13 protein-coding genes and 1 pseudogene are annotated in these 17,232 nt (G+C 65.8%); 10 read left to right on the top strand and 4 right to left on the bottom strand.

Going from position 1 to position 17,232, the window contains the following annotated elements; genetic code table 11:
• Positions 1–6: 6 nt before the first annotated feature.
• The 4 genes from recG to HEP74_RS04600 all read left to right on the top strand — a co-directional run bounded on the left by recG (position 7) and on the right by HEP74_RS04600 (position 5,218).
• Complete coding sequence (gene recG / locus HEP74_RS04585; RefSeq protein WP_185815391.1) at positions 7–2,163, top strand: ATP-dependent DNA helicase RecG; 2,157 nt, start codon at positions 7–9, stop codon at positions 2,161–2,163.
• Positions 2,164–2,295: 132 nt separating this feature from the next.
• Positions 2,296–3,234, top strand: a complete 939-nt coding sequence (locus HEP74_RS04590; RefSeq protein ID WP_185815392.1) for a nucleoside hydrolase — start codon at positions 2,296–2,298, stop codon at positions 3,232–3,234.
• A 162-nt stretch (positions 3,235–3,396) separates the two neighbouring features.
• Positions 3,397–3,639, top strand: a complete 243-nt coding sequence (locus HEP74_RS04595; protein ID WP_046977672.1) for a type B 50S ribosomal protein L31 — start codon at positions 3,397–3,399, stop codon at positions 3,637–3,639.
• 289 nt (positions 3,640–3,928) lie between these two features.
• Positions 3,929–5,218, top strand: a complete 1,290-nt coding sequence (locus tag HEP74_RS04600; protein WP_185815393.1) for a citrate synthase — start codon at positions 3,929–3,931, stop codon at positions 5,216–5,218.
• 375 nt (positions 5,219–5,593) lie between these two features.
• On the opposite strand, the gene HEP74_RS04605 is transcribed toward HEP74_RS04600, so the two are convergent.
• From HEP74_RS04605 to HEP74_RS04615, 3 genes are all read right to left on the bottom strand, one after another.
• A complete protein-coding gene (locus HEP74_RS04605) occupies positions 5,594–6,412 on the bottom strand; it encodes a DMP19 family protein (protein ID WP_185815394.1) in 819 nt (272 codons plus the stop codon).
• A gap of 64 nt (positions 6,413–6,476) precedes the next feature.
• Complete coding sequence (locus tag HEP74_RS04610) at positions 6,477–7,124, bottom strand: hypothetical protein (RefSeq protein WP_185815395.1); 648 nt, start codon at positions 7,122–7,124, stop codon at positions 6,477–6,479.
• A gap of 210 nt (positions 7,125–7,334) precedes the next feature.
• Positions 7,335–9,764: a penicillin-binding protein 1A gene (locus HEP74_RS04615; RefSeq protein WP_185815396.1), complete on the bottom strand. Its 2,430-nt coding sequence runs from the start codon at positions 9,762–9,764 to the stop codon at positions 7,335–7,337.
• Between the two features lie 217 nt (positions 9,765–9,981).
• Here HEP74_RS04615 and pilM point away from each other — a divergent pair, with 217 nt between their 5' ends.
• The 6 genes and pseudogenes from pilM to HEP74_RS04645 all read left to right on the top strand — a co-directional run bounded on the left by pilM (position 9,982) and on the right by HEP74_RS04645 (position 16,057).
• The gene (pilM, locus tag HEP74_RS04620; protein ID WP_343203498.1) at positions 9,982–11,040 is read left to right on the top strand and encodes a pilus assembly protein PilM; all 1,059 of its coding nucleotides are present in this window, start codon (positions 9,982–9,984) and stop codon (positions 11,038–11,040) included.
• The gene (locus HEP74_RS04625; protein ID WP_185815398.1) at positions 11,040–11,807 is read left to right on the top strand and encodes a PilN domain-containing protein; all 768 of its coding nucleotides are present in this window, start codon (positions 11,040–11,042) and stop codon (positions 11,805–11,807) included. Before pilM ends, HEP74_RS04625 begins: the two co-directional genes overlap by 1 nt.
• Positions 11,804–12,478, top strand: coding sequence for a type IV pilus inner membrane component PilO (pilO, locus tag HEP74_RS04630; RefSeq protein ID WP_185815399.1), 675 nt, complete (start codon positions 11,804–11,806; stop codon positions 12,476–12,478). The genes HEP74_RS04625 and pilO overlap by 4 nt, the downstream gene beginning before the upstream one ends.
• On the top strand, positions 12,475–13,014 hold the full coding sequence (locus HEP74_RS04635) for a pilus assembly protein PilP (protein WP_185815400.1): 540 nt from the start codon (positions 12,475–12,477) through the stop codon (positions 13,012–13,014). Before pilO ends, HEP74_RS04635 begins: the two co-directional genes overlap by 4 nt.
• 20 nt (positions 13,015–13,034) lie before the next feature.
• Entirely contained in the window at positions 13,035–14,927 is a 1,893-nt protein-coding gene (locus HEP74_RS04640) for a type IV pilus secretin PilQ (RefSeq protein ID WP_185815401.1), read from the top strand.
• Positions 14,928–15,281: 354 nt separating this feature from the next.
• Positions 15,282–16,057: pseudogene (locus HEP74_RS04645) on the top strand (IS5 family transposase).
• A gap of 13 nt (positions 16,058–16,070) precedes the next feature.
• Here the strand turns inward: HEP74_RS04645 and HEP74_RS04650 are convergent.
• The gene (locus HEP74_RS04650) at positions 16,071–16,601 is read right to left on the bottom strand and encodes a hypothetical protein (protein WP_185815403.1); all 531 of its coding nucleotides are present in this window, start codon (positions 16,599–16,601) and stop codon (positions 16,071–16,073) included.
• Between the last annotated feature and the right edge of the window lie 631 nt (positions 16,602–17,232).

The following is a 17,232-nucleotide window of genomic DNA, read 5'->3' on the forward strand; positions in this document are numbered from 1 at the left end:
TCGCCCGTGCCGCGCGTGCAGGTTCCGGCGCCGGCGCTGTCGGCGGCAGGCGAGGCGCCGTTGTCGGCGCTGCCGGGCGTCGGCCCGAAGGTCGCCGAGAAGTTCGCCGCGCGCGGCCTGCTGACCCTGCAGGACCTGTGGCTGCACCTGCCGCTGCGCTATGAGGACCGCACCCGGCTGACCCCGGTGGCGGCGCTGCAGCCGGGCGTCCCGGCGCAGGTCGAAGTGCGGGTGGAGGCGGTGGATCGCGGCTTCCGCTACCGGCCGATGCTGCGCGTGGCGGTGGCCGACGACTCGCGCGCCACCCTGGTGCTGCGCTTCTTCCAGTTCCGCGCCGCGCAGGTGGCGCAGTTCGCGGTGGGCGCGCGGCTGCGCGCGTTCGGCACGCCCAAGCCGGGCCAGCACGGCCTGGAGATCGTGCATCCGAGTTACCAGATCCTCGCTGGCGATGACCTCGCAGGTCTGGACGACAGCCTCGACCCGGTGTATCCGGCGGTCGAAGGCATCGGCCCGGCGACCCTGCGCAAGCTGATCGGGCAGGCGCTGGACCGGCTGCCCGACGAAGCGTCGCTGGAACTGTTGCCGGCCGCGATGCTGGCCGAACTGGGGCTGCCGTCGCTGCGCAGTGCGCTGCTGATCGCGCACCGGCCGCCGCCGCAGGCCGACCTGGGCGCGCTCGCCGCCGGCCTGCATCCGGCGCAGCAGCGGCTGGCGCTGGAAGAATTGCTTGCCCACCATCTGAGCCTGCGCCGCCAGCGCATCGCGCTGCAGCGGCAGCGTTCGCCGTCGTTGCGCGGGCGCGGCCTGCTGGCCAAACGCCTGCAGCAGTCGTTGCCGTTCCAGCTCACCGGCGCGCAGCAGCGGGTGTTCGCGCAGATCCGCGCCGACCTGGAAAAGCCCTCGCCGATGCTGCGCCTGGTGCAGGGCGACGTCGGCAGCGGCAAGACCGTGGTCGCGGCGCTGGCGGCGATGCTGGCGGTGGACAAGGGCAAGCAGGCGGCGCTGGCGGCGCCGACCGAGCTGCTCGCCGAACAGCACCTGGCGAACCTGCGCGCCTGGCTGGAGCCGCTGGGCATCCGCGTCGCCTGGCTGGCCGGCAAGGTCACCGGCAAGGCGCGCGCCGCGGTGCTGGCGCAGATCGCCTCGGGCGAGGCGCAGGTGGTGGTCGGCACGCATGCGCTGATGCAGGCGGCGGTGGCGTTCCACGACCTGGCCCTGGCCATCGTCGACGAGCAGCACCGCTTCGGCGTGCACCAGCGCCTGGCGTTGCGCGACAAGGGCGCCACCGGCGCCGGCGTGCCGCACCAGCTGGTGATGACCGCCACCCCGATCCCGCGCACGCTGGCGATGGCCGCGTACGCGGACCTGGACGTGTCGGCGATCGACGAGCTGCCGCCCGGGCGCACCCCGGTGCAGACCATCGTGCTCAGTGCCGAGCGCCGCCCGGAGCTGGTGCAGCGCATCCGCGTGGCCTGCGCCGAAGGCCGCCAGGCGTACTGGGTGTGCACCCTGATCGACGAGGCCGAGGACAGCGACAAGCCGGCGCAGGGGCAGAGTGGCGGCGCGGGCAACCGCATCGATGCCAGTGCCGCGCAGGCCACCTACGAAGCCTTGTCGGCGCAACTGCCGGAGTTGAAGGTGGGGCTGGTGCACGGGCGCATGAAGGGCGCCGAGAAGCAGGCGGCGATGCGCGCGTTCAAGCAGGGCGAGATCGACCTGCTGGTCGCCACCACGGTCATCGAGGTCGGCGTCGACGTGCCCAATGCCTCGCTGATGATCATCGAGAACGCCGAGCGGCTGGGCCTGGCGCAGCTGCACCAGTTGCGCGGCCGGGTCGGGCGCGGCGCGGCCGCGTCGAGCTGCGTGCTGATGTACCAGGCGCCGTTGTCGGCGATGGCGCGGCAGCGGTTGCAGACCATGCGCCAGACCAACGACGGCTTCGTCATCGCCGAGAAGGACCTGGAACTGCGCGGCCCCGGCGAATTGCTCGGCACCCGCCAGACCGGCCTGGCCGCGTTCCGCGTCGCCGACCTGGCGCGCGATGCAGGCCTGCTGCCGCGGGTGCATGCGCTGGCCGAACGGCTGCTGGCCGAATCGCCGGGGCTGGCCGATCGCATCGTCGCGCGCTGGGTCGGCGGCGCGGCGCGGTTCGCGGGGGCGTAGCCGTGGCTGGCGCCACGGCTGGGATTCGGGATTCGGGATTGGGGATGCGCCAGAGCCGTGGAAGCCCCGGCTTTCCACGGCCGCGCCGCGGTGCCAGACTCGGCGGCCGAACGGACTGACGAAGAATCACGCATGAGCGACAAGATTCCCCTGCTGATCGACACCGATCCCGGCGTGGACGATGCCCTGGCCCTGCTGATGGCCTTCGCCGACGAGCGCCACGACGTGGTCGGCCTGACCATCGCCGCCGGCAACGTCGGCCTGCAGCACACCGTGCGCAATGCGCTGAAGCTGTGCGAAGTGGCCGGGCGCGAGGACGTGCCGGTGTTCGCCGGCTGCGCCGATCCGCTGCTGCATCCGGCGGTGGACGCCGCCCACGTGCACGGCCTGGACGGTTTCGGCGATGTCGGCCTGGCGCCGGCGGCGCGCGGCGCCGAGTTCGAGCATGCGGCGCTGGCGATCCTGCGCCTGTCGCACCAGTACGCCGGTGCGCTGTTGCTGGTCGCGCTCGGCCCGCTGACCAACATCGCGCTGGCGCTGAAGCTGGATCCGACCCTGCCGCAGCGGGTACGCCGCTTCGTGGTGATGGGCGGGGCGATCACCTGCCACGGCAACATCACCCCGGCCGCCGAGTTCAACATCGCCTTCGATCCGGAAGCGGCGCACATCGTGTTTTCCGGGTTCCCGCACATCGAGGTCGCCGACTGGGAGGCCACCGTCGCGCATGGCCTGCCGCACCGCGAGGTCGAGCAGTGGCTGGCCGCGGACGCCGACAAGGCACGCTTCTACGAGGAGATCTCGCGCAAGACCCGGCTGTGGTCGGAGGATTCGCGCGGCGAGCACTGGTATGCCGCCGATGCGCTGGCGATGGCCTGGGCGCTGCAGCCCGAGGGTGCGCTGGAGGTGCAGTCGCGGCCGCTGCAGGTCGAACTGGCCGGGGTCCACAGCCGCGGCGCCACCCTGGTCGACTGGAACCGCCAGCTCGGCCTGGCCGACAACGCGACCATGCTGATCCGCTACGACCAGACCCGTTTCCAGGCGCTGGCGTGCGCGGCGGTCGGCGCCGGTTGAGCCGGGCAGGGGCGGCGGCCCGGGCGCGGGCCGCCGTGGTCGGGGCCGCTGCGTCCACGCTTCGGCGGCGGACGTGAATTCGGCGCAAGTTGTTCTTGCGTGCAGGCCGGGTGAGTTGCTATAGTTTCCCTCTTGTCCAGCAGCCCCCTACGGTGCGAGCCCATGAAGGCCGACATCCATCCCAAGTACCACAACGTCGTGTTTCACGACGTCACCTCCGATTTCAAGATCCTGACCCGTTCGACCATGTCCTCGAAGGACAAGGTCAAGTGGGAGGACGGCGAAGAATATCCGCTGGTCAAGGTCGAAATTTCCTCGGCTTCGCACCCGTTCTATACGGGCAAGCACAAGGTCATCGATACCAGCGGCCGCATCGACAAGTTCCAGAAGCGCTACGCGCGCTGATCGAGCGGTCGAAGTGATAAAGAAGGCCGCGCCCTGCGCGGCCTTCTTTTTTTGGCGTCCCCGATGCATCGATTCCCGGCCGTGATGCCGGCGTAGATTCTCCCGTCCTGGCGGCGGCGAGGATGCAACGCTGTGTCGCCGCCGCGCCCTCGCTCTACGACTTCAGTACGAGCGACTACTCAAATGTTGCTGTGCGATAATGGCGCGATCCGTGGTAATTGCCGTGGACTTCCTTCACGCGTCTGTTCGCAAAGCACGGACAGGCGCCTTCCACTGAGGAGCGCACACTGTGTCCGATCTTGATCAGGTCACGCTGAATGCCGGCGACAAGTCGGTCGTTCTGCCGGTACTCAAACCCACCTTGGGCAACGATTGCGTCGACATTTCCAAGTTGACCAAAGAAACCGGTCTGTTCACCTACGACTCGGGCTTCACCGCGACCGCCAGCTGCAAGTCGGCGATCACCTACATCGACGGCGACAACGGCGTGCTGCTGTACCGCGGCTACCCGATCGAGCAGCTGGCCGAGAAGTCCAACTTCCTCGAAGTGGCCTACCTGCTGATGAACGGCGAGCTGCCCACCGCCGACGAATTCAAGACCTTCGACCACGAAGTGACGCATCACACGATGATGCATGAGTCGCTGAAGAACTTCCTCGGCGGCTTCCGCCACGACGCGCACCCGATGGCGATGATGGCCGGCACCGTGGCCTCGCTGTCGGCGTTCTACCACGACACGCTGGACCTCAACGATCCGGAACAGCGGCGCCTGGCCGCGATCCGCCTGATCGCCAAGGTGCCGACGATCGCCGCCGCGGCGCACCGCTATTCGATCGGCTGGCCGATCCGCTACCCGCGCAACAACCTCGGCTACGTCGACCGCTTCCTGCACATGATGTTCGAAGTGCCGAGCGAGCAGCTGGAGATGAATCCGGTCGTGGCCAAGGCGCTGGACCTGCTGTTCATCCTGCACGCCGACCATGAGCAGAACGCCTCGACCTCGACCGTGCGTCTGGTCGGTTCCACCGGCGCCAATCCGTACGCTTCCGTCGCCGCGGGCATCACCGCGCTGTGGGGCCCGGCGCACGGCGGCGCCAACGAAGCCGTGCTGAAGATGCTGGAAGAGATCGGCACCGCCGACAACGTCGAGAGCGCCGTGGCCAAGGCCAAGGACAAGAACTCGAGCTTCCGCCTGATGGGCTTCGGCCACCGCGTCTACAAGAACTTCGATCCGCGCGCCAAGATCATCCGCGAGATGACCCACAAGGTGCTGGGCGAACTGGGCGTCAACGATCCGCTGCTGGAAGTGGCGCTGAAGCTGGAAGAGGCCGCGCTGAAGGACGACTACTTCGTGCAGCGCAAGCTGTACCCGAACGTCGACTTCTACTCGGGCATCATCTACAAGGCGCTGAACATTCCGGTGGAGATGTTCACCGTGATGTTCGCCATCGCGCGCACCGCGGGTTGGGTGTCGCATTGGCTGGAACAGCAGGTCGATCCGGAAATGAAGATCGGCCGTCCGCGCCAGATCTACACCGGCTACGACAAGCGCGACTACAAGGCCGACGGCCAGCGCTGAGTGCGCTGCCGCTGTTCTGTCGCAATCGAACGCCCCGCTTTGCGGGGCGTTTTTTATGGGCTGACCACAGGGCGGCTGCCTTTCCAGAGGCCTCGCGTCGCGGCTGATGATCTTAGGCCGCCCCGAGTCGCTCCCACAAACATGTATGCATTCACCGCGCTGAAGCGCTTTTCATGTGGGAAGGGTTTCAGTCCCGACAGTATCTGCAGCCGGAAGGTCTGCCGCTTCGTTCGTCGCGGCTGAAGCCGCTCCTACAGAGACTCGCGGCCAACTCACTGGATGCACCGTGGGAGGGACTTCAGTCCCGACGCTTTTCCGCAGCCGCGCCGCGACGCTGGCCGGATTCGGAATTCGAATTCATTGCCGAGAAGCCCGCTAATGCTCGGCCGGCACTTCGATCTGCGCCACCAGCGCATGGCTGTCGGCGTCGTGCATGCGCGCGATGCCGTCGAGGTCGAGCAGGTAGAAGTGGCCGCGGTCGGTCAGGAAATGCCAGGCCAGCACCTGGCTGCCGTTGTGTTGGTGGCTGGGGTCGCCGGCGGTGATGCGGTCCAGCGTGTGCCCGCTGTCGGCGCACAGGCGGCGGATCAGTTTCATGTAGCGCGGCTCGTTTTGCAGCGCTGCGGCGATGCGTTCGAGGCGATCGGGCAGGGCGGCGCCACGGCGCTCGACCTCGGCCTGCATCTGCTCGATCGACAGCGCCACCAACCGCGGATGCGCGCGCAGCCAGGCCGAATTCAGGGCGATCAGGTCTTCCTCTTCGGCCAGCGCGAAGAACGCATCGCCATGCCGGTCGAGCGCGTCACGCGCGGGGTTGTCGCCGAAGTAGTCGCCGTCCATGAATGCCTGCAGCGTGTCCTCGTCCATCTGTTCGAGCAGCGCGCGGCTGGCCGCGTACAGCGCTGCATGCCGCGGCGCCTGCATCGCCTGCAGGCCGCGCCCGACCTGGTCCAGTACCAGCGGATCGGCGTTGCAGTTGTAGACGAACTGGGCGAAGCCGCCGTTTTCTACCTGCGCCACGTAGAAGTCGACGTAGTAGCTGCACATCGCATCGGCGGCGATCTCGTCCGGACGCAGCCACTGGTCGAGCTGGGCGTTGATGAAGCTGATGTTGGACTGGATCGGCGCGTACGCGTCGTCGCTAGCGAGACTGTTGCGCGAGACGACGATGGCGTCGGGCGGAATGGCGGGCATGCAGCGGGGTCCGTTGGCGGAAAGGAAAAGGAATCGGTGCGCCGGGCGCGGCGCGCGCGGGCGCTCAGCGGCGCTGCTGATAGTCGGCGATGTCCTGTTCGGTCAGCAGCTGTCGCAGCTGGCTTTCCGAGGCGCGCCGCATCGGCTTCTCGTCGACCTGCGACAGCGGCGCCTGGCGCAGCGCGTCGTAGGGCAGCACGGTCAGGTCGAAGGTCAGCTCTTCGGCGGCGAACAGCCACACCGGGAAGTCCTCGCTGCGTTCGCGGTCCAGGCGCAGCCGGCGCGTGCGCGATTCGGCCGGGATCCGGTGTTCTTCGAGGAAGCGCGCCACCGCGTCGGCGTCGTCGCTGTGCAGGTGCAACTGCACCGGGCTGTTGCCATCGGCGGTGCCGTCGTGCACCGGGCCGACCAGGCGCGGCGCGAAGCCATGCAGGAAGTCCATCGCGCGCAACGCGGCCTCGCGGCGCAGGCGCAGGCCGCCGGCGTGGTCGGGTCCGGCGAACAGGCGCTGGTACTCGCGCAGCGCATCCTCGATCTCGCGGTTGCGCGGCAGCGAGGCGTCGTCGTGGATGCCGAGCCGCTCGGCGGCCTTCAGCTTGGCCTGGTGGAAGTCGCGGATGCCGCCTTCGGCCATCAGCCGGGCGGCTTCGTGGGCCAGCCGGCGGCGGCGTTCGTGCGTGCGGGTCTGGGCATGTTGCCGAGCGTGGTGCATGGGGCCGCCTCCCTCAAAGCCTGCCCCGACTGTACAACAGGGCGGTGACATCGGCATGCAGCGCGATCGACGCGCCGGACAGCCGCTGCAGTCCGCTCGACCGACCTCGGCGAAGCGGCATCCGCCCCGTGGCGATCCCGCCAGCCATCGCCGCCTCGGCACCGGGACCCGCCGCGTCCCGAGTCCCCGGTCCCGAGTCCCGAACGTCGATCAGAAAATATCGAACGCCGCGTCGTCGGTCTTCTGGTCCTGCAGGCCGTAGTCGAACTCCTGGATGCGATCCATGTCCTCGACCTTGACCCACTCGGTGGCACCGTTGAGCGTGGCCTGGACCATGCCGGCCGGCGGGTCGTTGCTGGCGATGGGCTTGTCCTTCAGCGCCACGCGCATGTAGTCGATCCAGATCGGCAGCGCCGCCTTGCCGCCGTACTCGCGGTAGCCGAGCGAACGGAAATCGTCGCGGCCGACCCACACGGTGGTCACGTACGGGCCGCCGAAGCCGGAGAACCAGGCGTCGCGGTGGTCGTTGGTGGAGCCGGTCTTGCCGCCAATGTCCGCGCGCCCCAGTACCTTGGCCGGCGTGCCGGTACCGCGCTGGACCACGTCGCGCATCATCGAGACCAACTGGTAGGCGGTGCGCTCGTCGATCGCGCGCGGCGCCACCTTGGCCTCGGGATCGGTCGCCGGCGCAGTCTCGGCCGGGGTCGCTGCGGCGGTGGCCGCAGGCTTGGGTGCCGGCGGCGGCGCCGCACTGCCGAAGTTGAAGCCGTCGACGACCTGGCTGGCCGGAGTGGCGACACCGCCGACGCTGCCGCAGCTGCGGCAGGCGGTGGGCGGATGCTCCTGGAACAGCACGTTGCCGTCGCGGTCGGTGACCTTGTCGATGATCCAGGTGTCCACCCGCGAGCCGCCGTTGGCGAACACCGCATAGCCGCGCGCCACCGACAGCGGGGTCAGCGAGGCGGTGCCCAGCGACATCGACAGGTTGGGCGGCAGCTCGGCCTCCTGGAAGCCGAACTGGCTGATGTACTTGCGCGCGAAGTCCACGCCGATGCTGTCGAGCAGGCGCACCGAAACCAGGTTGCGCGACTGCACCAGCGCCTCGCGCAGGCGCATCGGGCCACGGAAGCCGCCGCCGTCGTTCTGCGGCGACCAGGTCTTGCCGCGGCGGTCGCGGAACACCACCGGCGCATCGAGCACGATCGAGGCCGGATTGAAGCCCTTCTCGAACGCGGCCGCGTACAGGAACGGCTTGAAGCTGGAACCCGGCTGGCGCCGCGCCTGGGTGGCGCGGTTGAACTTGTTGCCGGCATAGCTGAAGCCGCCGACCAGGGCGCGCAGCGCGCCGTTGTTGGCGTCCAGCGAGACCAGCGCCGACTGCCCGCGCGGCAGTTGGGTGACTTCCCACTCGCCTGGCTTGTCGCCGGCCTGGATCCGCACCAGGTCGCCGCGCTTGAGCAAGGTGGCGGGGCTGCGCCCGGTCCAGCGGCTGGACGCGACCGGCAGTACCAGTTCGCTCTTGTTGGCCAGCACCACGCTGGCGCTGCCGTCGCTGCCGGTGGCGGCGACGATGCTCGGCAGCATCCCGCCCTGCGCGTTAATGCCGGCCAGGTGGCTGGCCAGCGCGGCCGCGTCGGCATCGGCGGCGACGTCGAAATGCTTCTCCACGCCATTCCAGCCATGGCGGCGGTCGTAGATCACCAGGCCCTGGCGCACCGCGTGGTTGGCCGCGGCCTGCAGCTCGGGGTCGATGGTGGTGGTGACGTGGTAGCCCTTGTCGAGCACGTCGCCGCCGAAGCGGGCGATCATTTCCTGGCGCACCAGCTCGGCCACGTAGGGCGACTCGACCTCGACCGGGCGCTCGTGCGGGGTCGCATGCATCGGCACCGCCTTGGCCGCGTCGGCCTCGGCCTGGGTGACGAAGCCCAGCGCGGCCATGCGGCTGAGCACGTAGTTGTCGCGGCGCTGCTTGGCGCGCTCGGGGTTGCTGATCGGGTTGCCGCTGGACGGGAACTTGGGAATGCTGGACAGCGAGGCCATCTCGTCCAGGCTCAGTTCGTTGAGCTTCTTGCCGTAGTAGTACTCGGCCGCGGCGGCGACGCCGTAGGCGCGGTTACCGAAGAAGCTCTTGTTGAGGTACAGCTCGAAGATCTCGTCCTTGCTCAGTTCGGCCTCGATCTTGCGCGCCAGCAGGATCTCGGCCAGCTTGCGGGTATAGCTGTATTCGGAGCTCAGGAAGAACTGGCGGGCGACCTGCTGGGTGATGGTCGAACCACCCGGCACGCGCTTGTCGCTGGTGGTGGCGAGCAGCCATACCGCGCGGGCGATGCCTTTGTAGTCGACCCCGCCGTGCTGGTAGAAGCGCGCGTCCTCGGTGGCCAGGAACGCCTGCTTCAGCCGCTCCGGCACGTCCTTCATGGTGATCGGATAGCGCCGGGTCTCGCCGAACAGGGCCATCAGCTTGCCGTCGCTGGCATAGACGTACATGGGCTCCTGCAGCTCCACCTGACGCAGCGTCTGCACGTCGGGAAGCTTGGAGGAAACGACGTAATACAGCCCGCCGGCGGCGGCTGCTCCGATCAGGGCGAGGACAACGAACGTGACCAGCGCCCAGCGCAGCCAACGACGAAAACGGGGCATCGAGAGAGATTCCGATTGCAGATTTCTTGGGCGCAGAGTATAGAGTACGCCGGGGAAAGGCTGGGGCCGATTCCGGGGATGCGACCGGTTTGCTGCCATGGGATACGTTGTGACGTAGGTCGCGACATGTCTGCGGCGGTTGCCATTTGCAAAAAATTTGTTATTAATGCGTGGGCGCAGCATTGCCGTCCAAGTGCCCGTCGGCAGGGGAAAATCCGTGGGGCTTATTCCAAAGAGTCAGCAACCGCTGATCGGTATCGACATCAGTTCGACCGCGGTCAAGCTGTTGCAGCTGTCCCGTAGCGGCAACCGGTTCCGCGTAGAGCACTACGCCGTGGAACCCTTGCCGCCCAACGCCGTGGTCGAGAAGAACATCGTCGAGGTCGAGGCCGTGGGCGAGGCGATCCGCCGCGCCGTGACCCGTTCCGGCACCCGCGCCAAGCATGCCGCCGCGGCGGTGGCCGGCTCGGCGGTGATCACCAAGCTGATCCCGATGCCGGCCGAGCTCGACGAGAACGAGTTGGAAGCGCAGGTCGAGCTGGAGGCGGTCAACTACATCCCGTACCCGATCGACGAAGTGAACCTGGACTTCGAGGTGCTGGGGATCATCCCCAACAATCCGGAAATGGTGCAGGTGCTGCTGGCCGCGTCGCGCTCGGAGAACGTCGAGCTGCGCCAATCGGCGCTGGAACTCGGCGGCCTGGTCGCCAAGGTCATGGACGTGGAGGCCTTCGCGGTCGAGAACGCGTTCGCGTTGGTCGCCAGCGAGCTGCCGGTGGCCGCCGACGGCGTCGTCGCCCTGGTCGACATCGGCGCCACCATGACCACGCTCAACGTGCTGCGCGGCGGACGCAGCCTGTACAGCCGCGAACAGGTGTTCGGCGGCAAGCAGCTGACCGACGAAGTGATGCGCCGCTACGGCCTGACCTACGAGGAAGCCGGCATGGCCAAGCGCCAGGGCGGGCTGCCGGAAAGCTACGAGATCGAGGTGCTGGAGCCGTTCAAGGAAGCCACGGTGCAGCAGATCAGCCGCCTGCTGCAGTTCTTCTACGCCGGCAGCGAATTCAATCGGGTCGACCATATCGTGCTGGCCGGCGGTTGCGCGGCGCTGGCCGGGCTGCCGGAGATGGTCGAGGAACAACTGGGTGTGGCGACCGTGGTCGCCAACCCGCTGGCGCAGATGACCCTGGGGCCGAAGGTCCAGGCGCATGCGCTGGCCCAGGACGCACCGGCGCTGATGATCGCCACCGGCCTGGCTCTGAGGAGCTTCGACTGATGGCAAAAATCAATCTGCTGCCCTGGCGGGCGGAGCGGCGCAAGCAGCGCGAGCGCGAGTTCTACGCGATGCTGGGCTTTGCCGCACTGGCCGGCGTGCTGCTGGCGCTGCTGATCTGGTTCTACTACGACCGCCAGATCACCGGGCAGAACGAGCGCAATGCCTACCTGCAGACCGAGATCGACAAGGTCAAGGCGCAGAACAAGGAAATCGACAAGCTCGACGAGCAGAAGCGGCGCCTGCTGGCGCGCAAGCGGGTCATCGAGGAACTGCAGGCCAAGCGCTCGCAGATGGTGCACCTGTTCGATTCGCTGGTGCGCACGATCCCCGACGGCGTTGTGCTGACTGCGGTCAAGCAGGAAGGCGACATCCTGACCCTGGAAGGGCGCTCGCAATCCAATGCGCGGGTCAGCGCCTACATGCGTAACCTCGAGGGCTCGGGCTGGATGACCAATCCGGAGCTGTCGGTGATCGAGGCCAAGGCGCAGGAGAAGGAGGTCAAGGGGCCGATCGTCGACGCCAAGGCCTTGCCCTACGTGTTCACCCTCAAGGTCAAGCTGCCGGTGCCGGGCGATGCCGCGGACGCCATGCCTGACGCTGCCGCGCCGGTGCCAGGCGCGCCTGCCGCAGCTCCGGCTCCGGGCGCCGCCGCCGCGCCGGCACCCGCTGCCGTTCCCGCGCCTGCTGCACCGACCGCACCCGCGCCGCCGGCCGCCGCGCCGACGACGCCAGCTGCCACGCCAGCGCAACAGGGACCGGCGTCATGAGCAAGAAATTCAACGTAAAAGACCTGGACTTCAACAATCTCGGCAACTGGCCGCAGCAGGCCAAGATCGGCTTCTGCGTGCTGGTCACGCTGTTCATCCTGATCCTGTCCTGGTTCCTGCTGCTCAGCGACAAGCGCGACGAGCTGGGAACGTTGGAGCAGAAGGAAACCGAACTGCGCGCTTCGTTCGAGAAGGAGCAGAGCCGTGCGGTCAATCTCGAGCCGCTGAGGCAGCAGCTGGCGCAGATGGAGCAGGTGCTGCAACAGATGCTGCGGCAGCTGCCGAGCAAGACCGAAATGCCGGACCTGATCATCGACATCTCGCAGACAGCGTTGTCCAGCGGCCTGGCCAACGAACTGTTCCAGCCGGGCCCGGAGTCGCCGAAGGAGTTCTACGCGGAGAAGCCGATCGCGCTGCGCATGGTCGGCAGCTATCACCAGTTCGGCGCCTTCGTCAGCGGCGTGGCGTCGCTGCCGCGGGTGGTGATCCTGACCATGCACGACATCAATCTCAAGCCCAAGGACAAGAAGGTCGGCATCACCGCGCGCGGCGAGCTGGAGCTGTCCGGCACGGTCAAGACCTACCGCTATCTCGACGACAAGGAGATGGCGGACCAGGAAAAGGCGGCGGCTGCGGCGAAGAAGGGTTCCAAGCAAGGCGGTGGCGCATGAAGCGGCGGACCAGGGCATTCAAGTGCTTGGCGGGGCTGGCGCTGGTGGCGCTACTCGGCGGTTGTGGTCGTAGCGTGACCAATGGCCCGGGCGAAACGTCGAACCTGGAGAACTGGGTCAAGGAAGTGCGCGCGCGGCCAGCGCAGCCGCTGGAGCCGCTGCCGGTGATGCAGCAGTTCGAGACCTTCGAATATGCGGCGCAGGGCCTGCGCGATCCGTTCAGCGACGCCTGGACGAGTCCGGACGGCAACAACGGGCTGCGTCCGGATCCGAACCGGCGCAAGGAGCCGCTGGAGCAGTTCCCGCTGGACGGCCTGAAGATGGTCGGCACGCTGGGCAACGGCGCGGGCCTGGTGGCGCTGGTGATGGCGCCGGACAAGGTGACGTATCGGGTCCGTCCCGGCATCTACATGGGGCAGAGCGATGGCCGCGTGACCGGGGTGCACGAGGATCGCATCGATTTGATTGAACTGGTGCCGGATGGCGCTGGCGGTTGGCTGGAACGTCCGGCCGCCGTGGCGCTGGACGATCAATGATTGATTATGGGGATAGCACGATGACTTTTTCCAAAGCCCTGAGCCTGCGTCCCATCCGGCGCCACGCGACGGTGCGGCTACGCGCATTGGGGTTGGCGGCGCTGCTGGGGAGTTCGGCCGCGATGGGCGCGGCGCTGGCGGCAACGCCTGCGGCGGGTCCGGCGCAGGCGACAGCGCAGGCACCGGCCAAGCTCACGGTGTCGAAGATCGACTTCAAGCGCGGCGACGGCGATGCGGGGCGGCTGATCCTGCACTTCAGCGGCGCCGGCGCCAGTCCCGACCTGCGCACCCAGGGCAACAACGTGGTGGTCGATGTCGGCAACGCCGCGTTGCCGGCGGAGCTGCAGCATCCGCTCAACGTCACCGATTTCGCCACCCCGGTGCAGCGCATCGATGCCAAGCCGTACGCCGGCGGCGCGCAGCTGGTGCTCAGCACCAACGGCGCGTTCGAGTCGATGGCCTACCAGTCCGGGAACGAGTACGTGGTGGAGATTTCGCCGCGGACCTCGGCGCCGGCGGTGGGCGCGGTCAGCGCGGCCACGGTCAGCCAGGCGGCGGCGCAGGTCGCCGCGCGCGGCTATAGCGGCCGCCCGGTGACGTTCAACTTCCAGGACGTGCCGGTGCGCACCGTGCTGCAGCTGATCGCCGAGGAATCCAATCTCAACATCGTCGCCTCCGACACCGTGCAGGGCAGCGTCACCCTGCGCCTGGTCAACGTGCCGTGGGACCAGGCGCTGGACATCGTGCTGCGCGCCAAGGGCCTGGACAAGCGCCGCGACGGCGCCGTGGTCTGGGTCGCGCCGCAGCAGGAGCTGGCCAAGTTCGAGCAGGACAAGGAAGACGCGCGGATCGCGATCGAGAACCGCGAGGACCTGAGCACCGACTACATCCAGATCAACTACCACAGCGCCAGCACGATCTTCAAAGCGCTGACCGAGGCCAAGGGCATCGGCGGCGGCTCCGGTGGTGGCGGTGGCGGTGGCGGTGGCGGTAGCAGCCAGACCGACAACGGCTTCCTGTCGCCGCGCGGGCGCATCGTCGCCGACGAGCGCACCAACACGTTGATGATCAGCGACATCCCGAAGAAGATCGCGCAGATGCGTGAGCTGATCAATGTCATCGACCGCCCGATCGACCAGGTGCTGATCGAGGGCCGCATCGTCATCGCGACCGATACTTTCGCCCGCGATCTGGGCGCCAAGTTCGGCATCGGCGGGACCAAGGCCTATGGTGGCAACACCGCGACTATCGGCAGCGGCGCGACCGGTGGCAATACTTCTGCCACGCGTGGGCTCAATGTCGATCTGGGTGGCAATACCTTTACTACTCCGGCAACGCTGCCGGGCTTGGCCTATACATTGCTTGGGTCGAATTTCAACCTCGATCTGGAGCTGTCGGCGCTGCAGGAGGAAGGTCGTGGCGAAGTCATCTCCAATCCGCGCATCGTGACCTCGAATCAGCGCGAGGCGGTGATCAAGCAAGGCAAGGAAATCGCCTACGTCACCATCACCGGCGGTACCGGCGGCACGGCGGCGACGCCGAACGTGCAGTTCAAGGAAGTGCTGCTGGAGCTGAAGGTCACCCCGACCATCACCGATGACAGCCGCGTGTTCCTGAACATGAACGTGAAGAAGGACGAGGTGGACCATTACGTGACGCTCAAAGACTACGGCACCGTTCCGGAAATCAACCGCCGCGAAATCAATACGGCGGTGCTGGTGGACGACGGCCAGACCGTGGTGATCGGCGGCGTGTACGAGTTCACCGACCGCAACAGCATTTCCAAGGTGCCCTTCCTGGGCGACATCCCGTTCCTGGGCAATCTGTTCAAGAAGCGCGGCCGCAGCAAAAGCAAAGCCGAGCTGTTGATCTTCGTGACACCAAAAGTTATGCGAGTCGCTAAAAAATCTTAATTTCTAATTAATGATTTCAAAAGGAGATTTTAAGGCAAAGGGAGTTGTTGACCGATTTCTGGATTTTCTATTTTTCTGGCTTGTGTTTTTGGGTTGGAGCCTGAGGTTTCTCAACACTTTTCACGTCATGAACCACATGTTTTGGCTGGCCTCGGGTGATAACTGGCGTAGCGTGTGGAGCATGGCGTGAAGAGGCCGTCCCAACCATCTGAGCCTCAAGGCTTCTTGGCTAGCCGCATCAGGTAATACACTCTAGGCCGAATCAACATTCATCCGATACATTTTTTGAATGGAGAAGAAGCAACAGGCACGGCGCCCTAGGCCGAATCGACATTCATCCGCTACATTTTGTGGATGGAAAAGAAGCAACAGGCGCGGCGTCCCAGCCGTTACGAATTGAGTCAAACCCAGTGGGAGCGGATCGAAGATCTGCTCCCGGGCAAAGCCGGTGATCCAGGGCGCACGGCGCGCGACAATCGCTTGTTCGTCAATGCGGTGCTGTGGGTCTTGCGCTCTGGCGCGCGCTGGAGCGACCTGCCGCCACGTTACGGCGCCTACAAAAGCGTGCATAAGCGATTTACGCGCTGGGCCGCCAAAGGCGTGTGGGAACAGGTCTTCCAGGCATTGATCCGGGATCGAAGTAACGAGTACCTGATGATCGACAGCAGCATCGTCCGGGCGCACGCACAGGCGGCGACCGGAAACGGGGGGAGCTGGACTCGGCTCTGGGGCGCTCCCGAGGAGGTCTGAGTACCAAGATTCACTTGGCGGCGGATGGTCAGGGCCGGCCGCTGCGCTTCGTGCTGACCGGCGGGCAGCGCAACGACATCACCCAGGCCCGGGCGTTGTTGGCCGGCTTCAGCCCTCGGTATGTGCTGGCGGACAAGGGCTACGACAGTCGGGAATTGGTGGAGCTGATCCGGGCAAAAGGCGCAGAGCCGGTCATTCCACCGCGCAGTTGCCAGCAGCCACGGTTTTACGACCGCACACGTTACCGGCAACGCAATTGCATTGAGCGCTGCTTTGCCAGGCTCAAGCAGTTCCGACGCATCGCAACCCGATTCGATCGCAAACCCTCGCACTTTCTGGCATTCCTCTACCTCGCCCCGATCCCGCTATGGCTGCCTTGAATGTCGATTCGGCCTAGGGTCGGGGGCCATCCCCGATGCCGTTCATACGTGGATCGGCAGCGAACACAAAGCGATGCTCGACCATTTCGCCATCCTCCCCAAGAGGCACTTCGATCATCGAATAGGCAGGCGTTCCCCCGGCAGGCGAAAGAGCCTGCTGGAAGCGGAGATATTGTTCTTTACCAACGTCACCGTATGTTCTGATCGAACCAACGCAGATGCTCAAGCCACAGCCGAATTTGTCGATTGATATTGATTCACCGTCGCTTAGAGCATTCTTAAGCGCTTGATCGTAAATCTCAGTCATGTGAGAGGCTTCCAGGTCCCTTTCTGACTGCCACAGAACATCCTGCATGTAGCTATCGAAATGCTTGCCCTGAAGCATCTTTGCGGCCTGGTTGTACGAAATCTTCCCGCCCATCAACAGAGTTCTCTCAAATTTGAGAGTCAATGCGATGTTAATGCCACGACCTGACGACGTTGGCTCACCAAAGCCGCTTGGACTGACCGGATCTAAAGATGTAGGAACGCTACGGGAAGGCATGGGCGCCGGGCCTTGGGCAACGGTGGATTCTCTTCTCGACACGGCAACGAGAGAGGGCGCCTCCTTGTGCCTGAAGAAGTACAACCCGGTTAGTATCATTACTCCCGCAACAGCTCCTCCCCAATAGCGTCCCTTACCCACTTAACCTCCGTGACCGTCGTCGCTGGGAGCAGTAGCCCATGTCAGCCATTCTGGAATTTACAACTCTTAGATTGAGTCATAAAGTTCTTTTGCACGCTCTGTCGGTAACTAGGAGAGCGCCACTTGCTTGAGAAATCAGCGCCCAAAGTCTTGGCCTAATGCTGGAGAAACTCCCGCGCTTCCAATTATCTGTATAAATGAGGTCTCTATCACGGTAATTGCTGCCCGCGAAGACCTATTGACAGACCAGGAGCGCAGTCGCAGTATACGCCACTATCGAGGCTGCGGTAGGTCCTCATGAAGAACCAATCATTAAGCATCAGTCATTGGATTTCCTTCATGCATGCTCTCTATCTAAAAATCATTGGAAGATTTTTCACCCCGGGAGTAAAAGATGAAGAGTCAAATAATTTTCTGCTCACTTGCAATACTGATCTCTGGTCTTCTAGCGGCTGGTTCGGCAAGGGCAGTCACTCAGACCATCACTGCT

Origin of the sequence: Xanthomonas sp. SS (assembly GCF_014236835.1) — a bacterium.
In the GTDB taxonomy this organism is placed as follows: domain Bacteria; phylum Pseudomonadota; class Gammaproteobacteria; order Xanthomonadales; family Xanthomonadaceae; genus Xanthomonas_A.